We start from the raw sequence: 15,931 nt of genomic DNA, 5'->3' as shown, positions 1-15,931 counted from the left end.
GCTACAACATCTACCCCCGCGAGGTGGAAGAGGTCCTCTACCAGCATCCCGCCGTCCAGGAAGCCGCCGTGGTGGGCGTACCCGACCCTTACCGCGGGGAAACCGTGGCCGCCTTCCTCGTCCTCAAGGAGGAGTACCGGGGCAAGGTAACGGAAAAGGACATAGAAGCCTTCTGCCGGGAAAACCTGGCCGCCTACAAGGTCCCCCGCATCATCCAGTTCCGCGATAGCCTCCCCAAGACCAGCGTGGGGAAGATCCTCAAGCGGGAGCTGAGCAAAGGGGTGACAAGGCAGCAGCCCAAGTAGGGCCAGGGCCGAAAACCCCAGGGGCCCTGAGGATGCCCGCCCTCCTTGCCGGGATCGGGGGAGGTCCGGACCCTTTACATGGCCATACTCAAGATGTATGATGATCTAGAAGGAAAGGGGGGATAGGGTATGAGCGCCACCGGCCTCGAGGTCTTCGACACCACGATACACAAGACCCATAGTTGGTTGAAGGAGATCATGGAAAACCTGGGCATAGAGGACCGCCATCGGGCCTACATGGCCTTAAGGGCCGTGCTTCATGCCCTACGGGATCGCCTCACCGTGGAGGAAACCGCCCAGCTGGCTGCCGAACTTCCCATGCTCATCCGCGGCCTCTTCTACGAGGGTTGGGACCCCACGGGCAAACCCCTTAAGGAGCGGCACAAGGAAGCCTTCCTAGCCCACGTGGCCCGGGAGCTCAGGACCCCTTCGGGACCGGCCTTGGACCCCGAGGCCGCCGCCCGGGCGGTGTTCAAGGTGCTTTCTCATAAGGTCTCCGAAGGGGAGATCCGGGACGTGCTGAACCTGCTTCCCAAGGAGATCCGCGAGCTTTGGCCCCAGGCCTGATCCGGGCGAGGGCTGCCTCAGTCCAGCACGAAGCGGTCCTCGCTCTCGTGGAGGCGCACCCGGTGGACGATGCGCTGGTCCTGTTCCCCATGGCCCTCGGTCATGGCCACCACGCTCACGTAGGGCCTTAAGGGGCTACGGAGCACCTTCTTGGTAAGGGTTTCCTCCACCTGGAAGATGCCCGCGGAGTTGTTCATGGTCACCTGGATCTCCACGGGCACCTTTTCCCCTTTCAGGATGCGCACCTCGTCCACCGCCAAGGCGCTGATGGAGTGGATGTCGATGCTTCCCAGGGCGAAGGCCTTCCGCCCCCGGCCCTTGGTGATGTCGGTGCCGTCGGCCACGGCGGTGACCCCGGCCTCTATGGTGAGGGGTTCTGGGGAGAGGTCATGGCTGTAAATCCCGTGAAGGATCAGGGCCCTGAGGGCCGTGCGCTGCTCGGGGTCGGGGTAGATCTTCTCCAGGATGCGGTTCAGGATGGGTGCGGCCAGGCACACGCCGAAGGCCTCGTGGTGGTCCCGGTGCACCTGGTTGCCCAGGTCATGGAGCATGGTGGCAAGGAGGACCACCACGTAGGCGTCCTCCAGCTCCCCGGCCCCTGACTCCACCGTGTCCAAGCGCACCCCCGCTTCGGCCAGAAGGGCCAGGATGGCCACGCTGGCCGCCCCGGTGAGGAGGGCGTGGACCCGGCCGTGGTCGTTGTAGCCCAGCTTGCGCATGGTGATGTAGTTGGCCATGTTCCAGCCGGCCCTGGCCTCGGGGTCTTGGATGAGGAGCTCGTAGGCCTTAAGGGCCTTGGGAAAGGCCTTTAGGCGCTCGCGAATGGACTGGTCGGCCTCGGCGTACAGCTTGGCCTTAGGGCTGGCCACGTGGACAACGCGCTCTCCCGTCATGGGCATCTCTACCTTACACCACACCCTCCGGGAAGACCTGCCTTCCCCACCCTTTGCCCCGCACGAGAAAGGGGGGAAGGAGGCCACCGGCCTCTTGGGAAGCCCGCGAAACCCCTACTCTCCCTTGAAGTTGGGCGCCCGCTTCTCCAGGAAGGCCCGCACCCCCTCCTTCATGTCCTCCGTGGCGGAAGCGTAGCCGAAGAGGTCCGCCTCAATCTCCAAGGCCTCGGCTAGGTCCAGCCCCTCGCCCCGCACCACGCTCTCCTTGGCCAGGGCCAGGGCGATGGGGGCGTTTTTCATGATCTTCTGGGCCAGCTTCTTGGCTTCCTCCAAAGCATTCTCCCCCACCCGGTTCACCAGACCCAGGCTCAAGGCCTCCTCCGCGGACACATGCCGCCCGGTGAAGATGAGGTCCAAGGCCCGGCCCCGGCCGATGAGCCGGGGAAGCCTCTGGGTGCCGCCAAAGCCCGGGATGAGGCCAAGCCCCACCTCGGGCAAGCCCAGCTTGGCGTCCTTGGAAGCCACCCTCAGGTCGCAGGCCAAGGCCAGTTCCAACCCTCCCCCTAGGGCGTACCCCTGGATGGCGGCGATGGTGGGAAGGGGCAAGGCGGCGATCTCCGCGAAGACCTGTTGCCCCAAAAGGGCGTACTCCCGGGCCGTGAAGGGGTCTTTTAGGGCGGCGATCTCCTTAAGGTCGGCCCCGGCGGCAAAGGCCTTGCCCTCCCCGGTGAAGATGGCCACCCGGACCTCGGGGTCCTGATGGATGACCTCGGCCACCTCGGCCAACTCCCGCAAGAGGTCCTGGGAGAGGGCGTTTAGGGCCTCGGGCCGCCTTAGGGTAACCAGGGCGATGCCCTCCTCCACCTCGTAGGAAAGGTGGGCAAACTCGGGGATCTCCAGGATGAACTCGTGCTCGCCTTCGTGCTCGTGGGCCATGCTACACCTCCAAAAGGGCCTCGAGGGCCACCTCCACCATACGCCTTAGGCCTTCCTGCAGCACCTCAGGAGGCGCCAGCTCGGGATCGCCAATGCGGTTGGAGACCACAAGGACGGCCCCGGCGCGCACGCCCCGCATCTTACCCAGAAGGAAAAGGGCGCTGGCCTCCATCTCAAAGGCCAGAACCCCGTACCGGGCCCAGGCCCGGGCGCCCTCCGGGGTGGTGGCGTAGAAGGCATCCTCGGTGGCCACCAGCCCCACATGGTGGGGGTAGCCCCTTTCCTTTGCCTTGGTCCAAAGGGCTTGGAAGAGATGGGCATCGGGCACGGGAGCGTAGGGGCGGCCCTCCAGGTACTGCCGGGTGGCCCCGTCCAAGGGTATGGCCCCCTGGGGGATCACCAGGTCCCCGGGGGCCAGGCCCTCGTCCACCGCCCCACAGGTGCCCACCCTAAGCAGCACCCTGGCCCCCAGGCTCACCAACTCCTCGGCCACAATGCTGGCGGAAGGGGCCCCCATGCCCGTGGTCTGCACGGAAACCGGCACCCCCCGGTACCGCCCGGTGAAGCCCAAAAGGCCCCGGTGCGAGGTGTAAAGCCGGGGTTCCTCTAGAAACGTCTTGGCGATCCACTCCGCCCGGCCCGGGTCCCCCGGCAGAAGCACCTTTTCGGCCACATCTCCTTTGGCTCCCCGCACGTGGATGGGGCTCATACCGCCCCATTTTAAAGGCGCAAGGTGGGCAAGCCTTCCACCAAGGCCTCGTCATGGGTGGAAAGAAGGAGGGCTGCCCCCACCTCCTGGGCCAGCTCCTCCATGAGCCTGAGCACCTCTTTGGCCTGGGTGCGGTCCAGGCTAGCGGTGGGCTCGTCCGCCAAGAGGAGCCTGGGCCTAAGGTAAAGGGCCCGGGCCACCGCCACCCGCTGCCGCTCCCCACCCGAAAGCCTTTGGGGAAGGAAATCCGCCCGTTCCCTAAGGCCCAGCCGGGAAAGGAACCAAAGGGCATGGCCCCGGTCCACCTGGCCTGCCAGGTAGCCGGGGGCCAGCACGTTCTCCAAGGCGGTGAGCTCTGGGAAGAGGAAGTGGTGCTGAAAGACAAGGCCCATGAAACGGAGCCGTTTCCTGGCCAACACCCCCTCGGGAAGGCCCCGGATGGGGGCTCCCTCCCAGTACACCTCCCCCTCCTGCAGGGGCAAAAGCCCCGCCAGGAGATGCAGGAGGGTGGTTTTGCCGCTCCCCGAGGGGCCCAAGACGGCCAGGGCCTCCCCGGGGCCTAACCTTAGGGAAACCCCCCGGAAAAGGTGGCCGTTCCCGTAGGAGAATCCCAGGCCTACCGCCTCCAGGACCGGGTCCACCTTCTAATCCTCTAGGCAAAAGATGAAGCCTCGGTTAGAGTAAGGCCGATGCCCGCATCCCCTCTTTTCCAGGATATGGGCCCGGAGGAGATCCATCTGGCCCGCTCCTACTTCCAACCCTTGGCCTACCCCAAGGGTAAACCCATCTTCCACCAGGGGGACCTGGGCCAGGCCCTTTACCTGGTGGAGGAGGGTTGGGTGCGCCTCTACCGCACCCATCTGGGAGGCCAGGAAAAGATCCTGGGGTTCCTAGGGCCCGGGGAGGTCTTCGGGGAGATGAGCCTTTTGGACGGGGGGGAACGAAGCGCCAGCGCCGTAGCGGAGGAGGACACCCTTCTTCTGGTCCTTTACCGGGAGACCTACTTTGGGCTCATCCGCCGCCTTCCCCTCTTCGCCCACAACCTGGCCAAGATCCTCGCCCACCGCCTGCGGGAACTCAACCTGGAGCTGGACCTTCTGGCCTTTGAGGAGGCCAGAAGCCGCGTGGCCTACGCCCTCTTAAAGCTTCTCCGCCAAGGACAGGGACCCCACTTCCAGCTCCGCCACCAGGACCTGGCGGCCCTGGCCGGGGTGAGCCGGGAGACCACCACCCGGGTCCTCCACCAGCTAAAAGACCAGGGCATCCTGCGGCTCTCCGCAGGGATGGTGGAGGTGGCGGACCCCAGGCTTTTGGAGGAGGTGGCCTTTGGCCTGGTCTGAGGAAACCGAGTCGGAGGACCTTCCATGCGCTTGAAGGTGGACGTTCTCCCCACGGAGGGGTTGGTCTACCCCGATGTGGTCCTGGTGGTGGATGTGATCCGCTCCACCACCACCGCCGTCTGCTTCCTGGAGGCCGGGGCGGAGGCCTTGTACCTGGTGCCCAGCCTCGAGGCCGCCCGGACCTTCAAGGACCGGGACGTGCTCCTGGCGGGGGAGGTGGGGGGGTTAAAGCCCCCGGGGTTTGACCTGGGGAACTCCCCCCGGGAGGCCCTCGAGGCCCCGGTGGGAGGCAAGACCGTGGTGATGAGCACCACCAACGGCACCAAGGCCGCCCACGTGGCCGCAAGGACCGCCAAGCACGTGCTCCTGGCCTCCCTCTTTAACGCCCACGCCGCCGCCCGCCTGGCCCGGGAGCTGGCCACGGAGGAGGTGGCCATCCTGGCTGCCGGCAAGGAGGGGCGGGTGGGCCTGGACGACCTCTACACCGCCGGGGTCCTGGCGGAGTACCTGGGCCTTCTGGGGGAAGTGGAACCCGAGGATGGGGCCAGGATCGCCTTGGCGGTGAAGCGCCACTTCCAGGACCCCCTGGAGGCCCTCACCCTCTCCGCCGCCGCCTCGGCCCTCAAAGGGGTGGGCCTCGAGGCCGACGTGCCCTTCTGTGCCCAGGTGGCCAAGAGCGCCGTGGTCCCCGTCCTCACGGGCCGGGTGGGGGAGGCCCTCATCTTCAAGGTGGCCCCCTTCGGGGTGGCCAAGCGGGCCGTCCCCGAAACCCTAAAGCAGCCGGGGAACCAGGCGCAGGAAAAGGACCATCCCCAGTAGCTCCACCAGGGACTGGAACACGATGACCAAGGGAGCCAGGCCCGCCTCGGGTACGGCCAGGCTTAAGGGGAGCACCAAAAAGGAGTTCCGGGTGCCCAGGCTGAAGGCCAGGGTCCTGCCCGCCTTGGGGGGAAGGCGGAATAGACGGGCCAGGGAAAGGGCCAAGCCCAAGACCAAGACCAGGTACAGGACAAACACCCCAAGCAAGGGGAGAACATACCCCCATAGCCCCGGCAAAAGGCCCGCATGCCCCAGGGCCACCAGGAAGACCACCAGGGCCAGAAGGGGCACGGGCCAGGAGGTGGTCCGGGACACCAGCGCCTTTCCCCAGGGGCGGCCCTGTACCCAGAAGGCCAGGAAAAGGGGCAGGAGGACCACCAGGCCCGCCCCCACCAGGATGTCTGGGTCCGGGTGGTAGGCCGATAGCCCCTCCACGAAGAACAGCAGAAGGTAAAGGGGCAGAAGGGCGAGTTGCAGGAGGAGGTTCAGGGGCGTCAGGACCAGGGCCCGGGCCATATCCCCCCGGCCCAGGTAGCTAAAGGCCAAAAACCAGTCGGTGCAGGGCACCAGGAGGACCAAGGCCACCCCCAGGCGAAGCCCCGGTTCCGGAGGCAGGAGGTGGAGGAGGCCGTAGACCGCCAGGGGCACCAGGAGGAAGTTCCCCACCAGCCCCGCCAGGAGAAAGGCCCGGTCGCGGAAGGCTTGGCGCAGGGCGCGAAAGGGTACCGGCAAAAAGGTGAAGAAGAGCAAAACGGCCAACGCTGGCCAGAGCAGGGCCTCGCCCCAAGGGGCAAGCCCAGGGAGGGCCAACCCCAAGGCCACCCCCAGCAGGGCCGCCCCCAGGTACAGGGGAAGCTGGTAGCGCTCCCAGAGGCTCCCCACCCCGCCTAGCCCCCTTGGGCCAAAAGCCCGTAGAAGCGCCTTAGCGTAGCGATGCCCTTCTCCAGGTTCACCAGGTCAAACTTCTCGTTGGGGGCGTGGAGGTTGTCGTCGGGAAGCCCCAAGCCCAAGAGGACGATGGGAGCTCCCAAAGCCTCTTGGAGTTCCGCCACCACCGGGATGCTCCCGCCTTCCCGGGTGTACACCGGAGGCCTGCCCCAGACCTCCTCCAGGGCCTGGGCCATGAGGCGCATGGGGGGGCTAAAGGGGTCGGTGAGAACGGGTTTGCCCCCGTGGAGGCGGAGGATCTCCATGGTGTAACCGGGCGGGCAGATCCCCCGCAAATAGGCCTCCACCAAGTCCCCCACCTCCTCCGGGTCCTGGTCCGGCACCAGGCGCAAGGAAACCTTGAAGCCCGCCTCGGCGGGGATCACCGTCTTGGAGCCCTCCCCCTGGTACCCTCCCCAGATGCCATTCGGGTCCAGGGTGGGCCGGGTCCAAAGCCTCTCCAAGGGGCTAAAGCCCTCCTCCCCAGGCAACACCTCCACCCCAAGCTCCCTCTTCAAGGCCTCCTCGTCCAAGGAGGGCCAGAGCCCTTTCTCCTCCTCCGAAACCGGCCGAACCCGGTCGTAAAGGCCGGGAACCAGGATCCTCCCGGTTTTCTCGTCCTTTAACTTAGATAGAATCCACCCAATGGCTTGGATGGGGTTGGGAGCCACGCCGCCGAAACTTCCGGAGTGCAGGTCCCGCCGGGCCCCCCTCAGGCGCACCTCCAGGTAGGCCAGGCCCCGTAGGCCATAGGTGAGGGTGGGGGTGAGGGGGGCGAACATGGCCCCATCGGAGATAAGGACCACGTCGGCTTTGAGCCTCTCCCGGTGCTCCCGCACGAAGGGAAGAAGGCTCGGGCTGCCGATCTCCTCCTCCCCTTCCACCAACAGCTTCACGTTCACCCGGGCGGGCAGGTCCTCGAGGGCCGCCACCTGGGCCCAAAGCTGCCCCTTGTCGTCGGAGGCCCCCCGGGCGTACACCTTTCCTTCCCGCACCGTGGGGACGAAGGGGGGGGTTTCCCACAGCTCCAGGGGATCCGGGGGCTGGACGTCGTAGTGGCCATAGACCAGAACCGTGGGGGCCTTGGGGTCCAGGAAGCGCTCGGCGTAAAGGATGGGATGCAGGGGGGTCTCCTGGAGCTCGGTGTGGAAACCCCGCTCCCTAAGCCTCTCGGCAAGCCAGAGGGCCGCCTTGCGAAGGTCTTCCTTTCGGGCCGGGTCGGTGGATACCGAGGGGATGGACAGGAACTCCAAAAGGGGCTCTAGCGCCTTCACGCCCCCATGCTACCCTCTTCGGGGAAGGACCTGCCCTCCTCCAGAAGGAGGAGCTTGAGCCGGGCCACCTCGGCCTCAAACCGGGCCTGCAGGGCCTCCAGCTCCGCCCTAAGCCGCATGATCTCCTCCACCCCCGCCAGGTTCACCCCCAGCTCCTGCGTCAGGCGGCGGATCTCCCTAAGCTTCTCAATGTCCCGCTCCGAGTAAAGCCGGGTCTTCCCACCCGACCGCTTCGGCTTGATGAGCCCCTTCCGCTCGTACAGCCTCAGGGTCTGGGGGTGCATCTCCAACAGCTCCGCCGCCACAGAGATCACGTACACGGGACGGTCCTTGTCCATGGCCTTTAGCTCCCTCCGCTAAAGCCTCCTAACCGCTTTCATTATAAAGGAGGCACAAAGCCTAGGCGCAAGGAAGCCCGCCGCGCCGCCTCCATCACCCGGGGGGCCAGGCGGTGGGCCTCCTCCAGGGAAAGGCGGCTTGCGGGGGCGGAAAGGGAAAGGGCCGCCACCACCTGGCCGCTGGGGCCGAAGACGGGAGCCGCCACACAACGCACCCCCAGCTCCTTTTCCTCGTTGTCCAGGGCATACCCTTTCTGGCGTACGGCCTCCAGTTCCCGCCTTAGGTCCTCGAGGCGGGTAAGGGTATAGGGGGTGTAGGGGGCCAGGGAAAGCCCCTCGGGAATCCCCCGGAAGGCCAGGAGCACCTTCCCCACCCCCGTGGCGTGCAAAGGGGCCCGGCTTCCGGGAGCGGTGAAGAGGCGCACCAGCCTGCTCCCCTCCGCCTGGTCCAGGTAGAGGACCTCCTGCCCTGCGGGCACCGCCAGGTTCACGCTCTCCCCCGTTTCCGCCGCCAGGGCCTCCATCTCCGAACGCACCGCAAGCAGCAGGTTCTGCCTCGGATAGACCTGGCCCACGGCAAAGGCCTTGGGGCCCACCCGGTACACCCCACCCTCCTCCTCCACGAAGCCGTGGCGAACCAGGGTCTGGAGGAAGCGGTAAAGGGTGCTCTTGTGGAACCCCGTCCTCCTGGCTAAGGGGGAAAGCTCCGCTTCCTTCAACTCCGCCAGGGCCTCCAAAACCTGAAGGCCCCGCTCCAGGGTCTTGGTGCCTTGGGCTCCCCTTTCCCGAGGTCTTGGCATCCCCCTTAGGGTAACCCCCTCTGGGTTATTTTTCAACTTGCAAAATAACATTTTGCTTCTTGACAAATAACCCGCCTCCCCCTTAAGCTCGGGCCACCATGAAGGGCGTGGAGATCCTTAAAGACCATCCCCTCTTAGGGGAGGTGCTCACGGAAGAGGCCTTGAGGTTCGTGGTGGCCCTGCACCGGGAGTTCAACCCCGTGCGCAAGGCCCTCCTGGAGCGCAGGAAAATCCTTTGGGAACGGTTTAAGGCCGGGGAAAAGCCGGACTTTCCCCAGGAAACCGCCTTTGTGCGGGGTGGGTCCTGGCAGGTGGCGGAAGCCCCCCCGGACCTTCTGGACCGCCGGGTGGAGATCACCGGCCCCGTGGACCGCAAGATGATCGTGAACGCCCTGAACTCCGGGGCCAAGGTCTTCATGGCCGACTTTGAGGACGCCCTCTCCCCCACCTGGGACAACGTGATCCAAGGGCAGAAAAACCTCTACGACGCCATCCGCCGCCAGATTGACTTCGTGAGCCCCGAAGGGAAAGCGTACCGGCTTAAGGACAAGGTGGCCACCTTGGTGGTCCGGCCTCGAGGCTGGCACCTGGTGGAAAAGCACGTGCGGGTGGACGGGGAACCGGTCTCGGCCAGCCTCTTTGACTTCGGCCTTTACTTCTTCCACAACGCCCACGAGCTCCTCAGGCGGGGTAGCGGCCCCTACTTCTACCTGCCCAAGCTGGAAAGCCACCTGGAGGCCCGGCTTTGGAACCAGGTTTTCCACTTCGCCCAGGACTACCTGGGCATCCCCCGGGGCACCATCCGGGCCACGGTGCTCATTGAAACCATCCTGGCGGCCTTGGAAATGGAGGAAATCCTTTACGAGCTCAAGGAGCACGCCGCCGGGCTCAACGCGGGCCGCTGGGACTACATCTTCAGCTGTATCAAGAAGTTCGCCACCACCGCCCCCATCTTCCCCGACCGGGCCCAGGTCACCATGACCGTGCCCTTCATGAGGGCCTACACCGATCTTCTGGTGAGGTCCTGCCACATCCATGGGGCCCACGCCATCGGGGGCATGGCCGCCTTCATCCCCAGCCGCAAGGACCCCGAGGTGAACGAAAGGGCCTTCCAGCAGGTGCGGGCCGATAAGGAGCGGGAGGCCTCCCAGGGCTTTGACGGCACCTGGGTGGCCCACCCCGACCTGGTGCCTGTGGCCATGGAGGTCTTTGACCGCCACCTGGGGGATAAGCCCCACCAGAAGCACGTGAAGCGGGAGGACGTCCAGGTGAGGGCGGAGGACCTCCTGAACTTTGAGGTCCCGGGGGGCAGGGTGACGGAGGCGGGCCTGCGCAACAACATCTCCGTGGCCCTCCAGTACCTGAACCAGTGGCTTCTGGGCAACGGGGCCGCCGCCATCTACAACCTCATGGAGGATGCCGCCACCGCCGAGATCAGCCGGGCCCAGCTTTGGCAGTGGGTGCACCGGGGGGCTACCCTCGAGGACGGCCGCACGGTCACCCCCGAGCTTTACCAACAGATCAAGGAAGAGGAGCTGGCCAAGCTGGGAGGGCGGGAGGCTGGCCGCTACCGGGAGGCCGAGGAAATCCTGGACAAGCTGGTCCTCTCCGAGGAGTTCATTGAGTTCCTGACCCTGGTGGCCTACGAGTACCTGGACTGAGCCCGGCCCGCCCGGGCCAGGAAGGGGTGGGGTAGGCCCCCGCCCCTTCCGGTAAAGTGAAGGAGGAGGTAACCATGGGCTTTTTGGAAGAGCTTAGGGCCCTCTTCCCCCCGGGAAGGCTCCTCACCAAGGAGGCAGAGCTGGCCCCTTACGAGTCCGACGCCCTCACCGCCTACCGCAAGCGCCCCTTGGCCGTGGTGCTTCCCGAGCGGAAGGAGGAGGTGGTGGAGGCGGTGCGCCTTTGTTACCGCCATGGCGTGCCCTTCGTGGCCCGGGGAAGCGGCACCAGCCTCTCGGGAGGTTCCTTGCCCGTGGAAGGGGGCCTGGTCCTTGCCCTAAACCGCATGAACCGCATCCTCCGCCTGGACCCCAAGGCCCGCATCGCCGTGGTGGAACCCGGGGTGGTGAACCTGGAGGTTTCCCGGCGGGCAGCCCCTTTTGGCCTCTACTACGCCCCTGACCCCTCCAGCCAACCCATCTCCACCCTCGGGGGGAACGTGGCCTTCAACTCCGGCGGGGCCCACTGCCTGAAGTACGGGATGACGGCCAACCATGTGCTGGCCCTGGAGGTGGTCACCCCTAAGGGGGAGGTGGTCCACCTGGGCGGGCCAAGCCTGGAGGGCGTAGGGCCTGACCTGCACGGCTTCTTCGTGGGCACCGAGGGGCTTTTGGGGGTAGCCCTGGAGATCACCCTGAGGCTCCTTCCCAAACCCGAGGCCTACCACACCCTTCTGGCCGCCTATGGGAGCCTCGAGGCCGCGGGCAACGCGGTGAGCCAGGTGATCCAAAGCGGGCTTCTCCCTGGGGCCATGGAGATCATGGACCGCCTGAGTATTGAGGCCGCCGAGGCGGCGGTGAAGGCAGGCTACCCCCAGGTGGAAGCCCTTCTCATCGTGGAGCTGGAGGGCCCCAAGGAGGAGGTGGAGGAGGAGGCCAAGCTCCTGGCCCAGGTGATCGGGGAAAGCGGGGCCACCGAGGTGCGCATCGCCCAAAGCGAGGCGGAACGCCAGGCCATCTGGAAGGGGCGTAAGGCTGCCTTCAGCGCCGTGGGAAGGCTTTCCCCCGATTACCTCGTCCAAGACGGCGTGGTGCCCCGAAGCCGCCTGGGCGAGGCCCTAAGGGAGATCGGCAGGCTTTCCCAGGCCTACGGCCTTAGGGTGGCCAACGTCTTCCACGCCGGGGATGGGAACCTTCACCCCTTGGTCCTCTACGACGGCAAGAAGCCGGGGGAGCTGGAACGGGCCGAGGAGTTGGCCGGGGAGATCCTCAAGCTTTGCGTGCGCCTGGGGGGGTCCTTGACCGGGGAGCACGGCATCGGGGTGGAGAAGAAGGGGTATATGCCGGAGATGTTCGCTCCCGAAGACCTCCTGGCCATGGAACGGGTGAAGGAGGCCCTGGACCCCAAGGGCCTGGCCAACCGGGGCAAGGTGCTCCCGGGCTACGGGCAAAGCCCCCATCAAGGGGGCCTGAAAACCGACCTGGGAGAGCTCTATGCCTGAGATTTTCCCCTCTTCCCTGGAAGAAGTGCGGGAAGCCGTGCGCACCCACCCCCGCCTGCGCCCCAAGGGAGGCGGGAGCAAACCGGCCCTATCCAGCCCCCAGGAAGGGGAAACCCTCCTCAACCTCTCGGGCCTCCGGGGCATCCTGGAGTACGCCCCGGAGGAGTTCGTCTTCACCGCCTACGCCGGTACCCCCCTCAAGGAGCTCGAGGAGACCCTACGGGCCCACGGCCAGTACCTGCCCTTCCACCCACCCCTGGTGGAACAGGGAGCCACCCTGGGCGGCACGGTGGCGGCGGGGCTTTCTGGCCCCATGCGGGAACGGTTTGGGGGCCTCAGGGACTTCATCCTGGGGGTGCGCTTCGTGGACGGGGAGGGAAGGGTGGTGCGGGGAGGGGGCAAGGTGGTGAAAAACGCCGCCGGCTTCCCCTTCCACCGCCTTATGGTGGGTTCCCTAGGCGCTTTTGGCGTTATGGTGGAGCTTTCCTTTAAGGTCTTCCCCTACCCCCGGGCCACCCGAACCCTGAGGGTGGGCTTGGCCCATACGGCGGAAGCCCTGGCGGTCCTCGAGGACCTCAGGACCCTGCCCCTGGATCTCCTGGCCTTAGACCTGGTGCCTCCAGCCATCTTGGAGATCCGGCTGGGGGGATTCCCCGAGAGCCTGGAAAAACGGGTCCAGCGGCTACAAAGCCTTCTGCAAAGGGAAGGGGAGGTGCTCCGGGAGGACGAGGCCCATTGGGAAGGGGTCAGGAACCTGGCCTTCCTGGAAGGAAGCCCCATCTGGGTGAAGGTGCCTTCCCGCCTGGACCTGATTCCCCATCTGGAAAGCCTCCCCCTAGGGCCTAGGCGCTACCTGGCAGGGGGAGATCTTCTCTATGCCGGTTTGGAACCCCATGGCCTAAAGGCCTTACGGGATGGGGGAATCCCCCATCTGGTCCTAAGGGGGGCCCAGGAGGTCCTTTTCCCCTCGCCGCCGGAAGCCTTCTTCGCCCCCATCAAGAGGGCCCTAGACCCCAAGGGCCGGTTTCCCTTAGGGTAGAGAACATGCAGCACCGCATCCCCGTGGAAACCTTGGGCCAGGAAGGAGAGGTGATGGCCCACGCCATAGAGGCCTGCGTCCACTGCGGCTTCTGCCTCCCCACCTGCCCCACCTACCTGGTCCTGGGAGAGGAGATGGACTCCCCTAGGGGCCGCATCTTCCTCATGAAGGAGGTCCTCGAGGGGAACCTTCCCCTGGAGGAAACCCTCCCCTATCTGGACCGGTGCTTGGCCTGCCAAGCCTGCGTCACCGCCTGCCCCAGCGGCGTTCCCTACGGGGAACTCATCGCCACGTTTCGCCTGCACACGGAGGGGAAACGCCACCGCTACCCCCTGGAGGGGGTATACCGCCAAACCCTCCTCCGCCTCCTCCCCTACCCGGAGCGCTTTCGGCCCCTGGCCCAGCTGGGAAGCCGGTTGAAACCCCTCCTCCAACCCCTCCCCCTGCCCAAGGCCCTAAAGGCCCCCATCGCCCTCCTTCCCGACCACCTGCCCAAGGAGGATCCCTACCAGGAGGTCTACCCCGCCAAGGGGGTGACGAAAGCCCGGGTGGGCCTCCTTTTGGGGTGCGCCCAGCGGGTCTTAAGGCCCGCCATCAACCGGGCCACCATCCGGGTCCTGCAGGAAAACGGGGTGGAGGTGGTGGCCGTGAGGGAGCAGGTCTGTTGCGGGGCGCTAAACCTCCACGCCGGGGACAAGGAGGGGGCCAAGGCCCTAGCCCGGCAAAACCTAAAGGCCTTCCGGAACGTGGACTACGTGGTCACCAACGCCGCCGGCTGTGGCTCGGGGATGAAGGAGTATCCCCTCCTCTTCCTGGGGGAACCGGAAGAGGAGGAGGCCCGGGCCCTGGCCGCCAAGGTGAAGGACCTCACCGTCATCCTGGAAGAGGTGGGCTTCACCCCTCCACCTCCCCCAAAGCCACCCTTGCGGGTGGCCTACCACGACGCCTGCCACCTGGCCCACGCCCAAGGGGTGCGGGAGGCGCCGCGGAGGGTCCTCAAAGCCGCTGGCCTAGAGGTGCTGGAGCCCAAGGAGTGGGAGATCTGTTGCGGGAGCGCCGGCACCTACAACCTGTTCCAGCCGGAAATCGCCGAGGTTCTGGGCCGAAGGAAAGCGGAGAACCTGAGGGCCACGGAGCCCCACCTGGTGGTCTCGGGCAACATCGGCTGCCTCACCCAGATCCAGGCCTATCTGGAAAGGGGTATCCCCATCCTGCACACCGCAGAACTCCTGGAGATGCTCTATCTAGGCCAGGACCCCAGGGAAAAGGGGGCCACACTGGCCTCCTAGGCCAAGGGAGGCTGGGACGGTGAAAACCCTCCTCCTGGCCACCTTGCACAAGGCCCTCGAGGAGGCCCACCCCTACCGCCTCACCCTTAAGGCCCTCCCCAGGGCCAAGCCCCACCTCATCCTGGCGGTGGGCAAGGGAGCCGCCTGGATGCTGAAGGCCGCCTTGGACCGCTATGGGGAAGTGCCCTACCACCTCACCCTACCCAAGGGGCAGGAGGCCTTGGGGCTAAAGGCCCTCTTCGCTGGCCATCCTCTGCCCGATGGGGAAAGCCTAAGGGCGGCCCAGGAGGTTTTGGAGCTCCTTAAGGGGCTTTCCCCCAAGGCCCGGGTCTTGGCTTTGGTCTCGGGTGGGGGAAGCGCCCTGTGGTGCCTTCCCCTGGGGATTTCCCTGGAGGAAAAACGGGCCCTTACGGAGGCCCTTCTAAAGAGCGGGGCCAGCATCGGGGAGGTCAACGCCGTGCGCAAGCACCTTTCCCAGGTGAAGGGAGGAAGGCTTCTTTTGGCCACCCGGGCCCGGGTCCAGGTCCTGCTCCTTTCCGATGTGCCGGGAGACGATCCCAGCGTGGTGGCCTCGGGCCCCTTCCACCCCGACCCCAGCACCTACCGGGAGGCCCTGGCCATCCTGGACCGGTATGGCCTGGCCTTCCCTGAGGCCCGAAGGGTGCTGCACCAGGGGCTTACAGGCCGGCTTCCCGAGACCCTGAAGCCCCAAGATCCGGCCCTGAAGCGCCTCTCCTCCCGGATCGCCGGGCGCAACCTGGACCTCCTAAGGGCCGCCCAGAGGTTTCTACGCGGAGAAGGCCATCGGGCGGTGATCCTCTCCGACCGCTTTGGCGGGGAGGCCCGGGCCTTAGCCCGCTTCCACGCGGAGCTGGTGGACACCATCCGCACCCAGGGGCTTCCCTTCCGCAAGCCCCTTTTCCTCCTTTCCGGTGGCGAGGCCCAGGTGCACGTAAGGGGAAAGGGGCTAGGGGGCCGGAACCTGGAGTTCCTCCTTTCCCTCTATGCCCACCTCCAAGCCCCCCTCTACGCCCTGGCCGCCGACTCCGACGGGTTGGACGGGCCTTCAGGCGCCGCGGGGGCCCTCCTCACCCCAGAGGTCTGGGACCTGGGCCTGGACCCCAGGCCCCATCTGGAGGCCAACGATAGCCTGGGATTTTTCCAACGGGCGGGAACCCTCCTCAACACCGGGCCCACCGGCACCAACCTCAACGACTTCCGCCTTCTCCTTGTAGACTGAGGGAGTGGGGCACCCAGGGCCTGGAGGCCATCCTCTAGGGCAGCCGAGCCCGGGGTGAGGCCAGTACGCCAAGCGAGGGCCCCCCTTCATGGCAGCGCCGGCCTACCCGACCCTTCGGGTTTGGGAAGGCCTCTCCAAGGCTAGGGAGCGCAGCCCTTTCCCGCCCTAGAGGGGCGCAAGGTCTTCCTTGCGCCAGGAGTAGCCCATCCCATGGCTAGCCTTTACGTCCACGTCCCCTTCTGCCCCACCCTTTGCCCCTATTGCGACTTCCACGTGGTGCGCCGGGGCCCAGGGT

General features: G+C 66.2%; 15 protein-coding genes and 2 pseudogenes. 9 read left to right on the top strand and 8 right to left on the bottom strand.

Annotated features, from left to right (window positions below):
- A pseudogene (locus Q0693_RS02190) lies at positions 1-305 on the top strand (long-chain fatty acid--CoA ligase); the annotation flags it as partial.
- 129 nt (positions 306-434) lie between these two features.
- Positions 435-872, top strand: a complete 438-nt coding sequence (locus Q0693_RS02185; protein WP_298628825.1) for a DUF2267 domain-containing protein — start codon at positions 435-437, stop codon at positions 870-872.
- A gap of 17 nt (positions 873-889) precedes the next feature.
- Here the strand turns inward: Q0693_RS02185 and Q0693_RS02180 are convergent, their stop codons facing one another.
- The 4 genes from Q0693_RS02180 to Q0693_RS02165 form a co-directional block, all read right to left on the bottom strand.
- Positions 890-1,765, bottom strand: coding sequence for an HD domain-containing protein (locus tag Q0693_RS02180; RefSeq protein ID WP_298628823.1), 876 nt, complete (start codon positions 1,763-1,765; stop codon positions 890-892).
- Between the two features lie 114 nt (positions 1,766-1,879).
- Positions 1,880-2,701, bottom strand: a complete 822-nt coding sequence (locus Q0693_RS02175; RefSeq protein ID WP_243032424.1) for an enoyl-CoA hydratase-related protein — start codon at positions 2,699-2,701, stop codon at positions 1,880-1,882.
- 1 nt (position 2,702) lies between these two features.
- Positions 2,703-3,410, bottom strand: coding sequence for a purine-nucleoside phosphorylase (locus tag Q0693_RS02170; protein ID WP_298628820.1), 708 nt, complete (start codon positions 3,408-3,410; stop codon positions 2,703-2,705).
- Between the two features lie 11 nt (positions 3,411-3,421).
- On the bottom strand, positions 3,422-4,051 hold the full coding sequence (locus tag Q0693_RS02165) for an ATP-binding cassette domain-containing protein (RefSeq protein ID WP_298628818.1): 630 nt from the start codon (positions 4,049-4,051) through the stop codon (positions 3,422-3,424).
- A 48-nt stretch (positions 4,052-4,099) separates the two neighbouring features.
- Here Q0693_RS02165 and Q0693_RS02160 point away from each other — a divergent pair, with 48 nt between their 5' ends.
- Both Q0693_RS02160 and Q0693_RS02155 read left to right on the top strand, forming a co-directional pair.
- Complete coding sequence (locus tag Q0693_RS02160; protein ID WP_298628816.1) at positions 4,100-4,750, top strand: Crp/Fnr family transcriptional regulator; 651 nt, start codon at positions 4,100-4,102, stop codon at positions 4,748-4,750.
- Between the two features lie 24 nt (positions 4,751-4,774).
- Positions 4,775-5,569: a 2-phosphosulfolactate phosphatase gene (locus Q0693_RS02155; RefSeq protein WP_243032420.1), complete on the top strand. Its 795-nt coding sequence runs from the start codon at positions 4,775-4,777 to the stop codon at positions 5,567-5,569.
- Here the strand turns inward: Q0693_RS02155 and Q0693_RS02150 are convergent.
- The 4 genes and pseudogenes from Q0693_RS02150 to Q0693_RS02135 form a co-directional block, all read right to left on the bottom strand.
- Positions 5,522-6,451 (bottom strand): hypothetical protein, encoded by a 930-nt coding sequence (locus Q0693_RS02150; RefSeq protein ID WP_298628814.1) that lies wholly within the window; start codon positions 6,449-6,451, stop codon positions 5,522-5,524. The genes Q0693_RS02155 and Q0693_RS02150 overlap by 48 nt on opposite strands.
- Before the next feature lie 5 nt (positions 6,452-6,456).
- Complete coding sequence (locus Q0693_RS02145) at positions 6,457-7,770, bottom strand: dipeptidase (protein ID WP_298628813.1); 1,314 nt, start codon at positions 7,768-7,770, stop codon at positions 6,457-6,459.
- Positions 7,767-8,102, bottom strand: a pseudogene (locus tag Q0693_RS02140) (helix-turn-helix transcriptional regulator); the annotation flags it as partial. The pseudogene Q0693_RS02140 and the gene Q0693_RS02145, both read right to left, overlap by 4 nt.
- Positions 8,103-8,149: 47 nt before the next feature.
- The gene (locus Q0693_RS02135; RefSeq protein ID WP_298628811.1) at positions 8,150-8,908 is read right to left on the bottom strand and encodes an IclR family transcriptional regulator; all 759 of its coding nucleotides are present in this window, start codon (positions 8,906-8,908) and stop codon (positions 8,150-8,152) included.
- Positions 8,909-9,006: 98 nt separating this feature from the next.
- Here Q0693_RS02135 and aceB point away from each other — a divergent pair, with 98 nt between their 5' ends.
- From aceB to Q0693_RS02110, 5 genes are all read left to right on the top strand, one after another.
- Positions 9,007-10,569 (top strand): malate synthase A, encoded by a 1,563-nt coding sequence (gene aceB / locus Q0693_RS02130; protein ID WP_298628810.1) that lies wholly within the window; start codon positions 9,007-9,009, stop codon positions 10,567-10,569.
- 74 nt (positions 10,570-10,643) lie between these two features.
- Positions 10,644-12,068 carry an FAD-linked oxidase C-terminal domain-containing protein gene (locus Q0693_RS02125; protein WP_298628809.1) on the top strand — a complete coding sequence of 475 codons (1,425 nt, stop codon included), beginning with the start codon at positions 10,644-10,646 and terminating at the stop codon, positions 12,066-12,068.
- Positions 12,061-13,107, top strand: a complete 1,047-nt coding sequence (locus Q0693_RS02120) for an FAD-binding protein (protein WP_298628808.1) — start codon at positions 12,061-12,063, stop codon at positions 13,105-13,107. Before Q0693_RS02125 ends, Q0693_RS02120 begins: the two co-directional genes overlap by 8 nt.
- Before the next feature lie 5 nt (positions 13,108-13,112).
- Complete coding sequence (gene glcF, locus Q0693_RS02115; protein ID WP_298628807.1) at positions 13,113-14,396, top strand: glycolate oxidase subunit GlcF; 1,284 nt, start codon at positions 13,113-13,115, stop codon at positions 14,394-14,396.
- 19 nt (positions 14,397-14,415) lie between these two features.
- Positions 14,416-15,636 (top strand): glycerate kinase, encoded by a 1,221-nt coding sequence (locus Q0693_RS02110; RefSeq protein WP_298628806.1) that lies wholly within the window; start codon positions 14,416-14,418, stop codon positions 15,634-15,636.
- The last annotated feature ends 295 nt before the right edge of the window (positions 15,637-15,931 follow it).

Origin of the sequence: uncultured Thermus sp. (genome assembly GCF_938010445.1) — a bacterium.
GTDB lineage: Bacteria > Deinococcota > Deinococci > Deinococcales > Thermaceae > Thermus > Thermus altitudinis.
The sequence above is the reverse complement of the archived record's forward strand: the minus strand, read 5'-3'. Positions and strand labels throughout refer to the sequence as shown.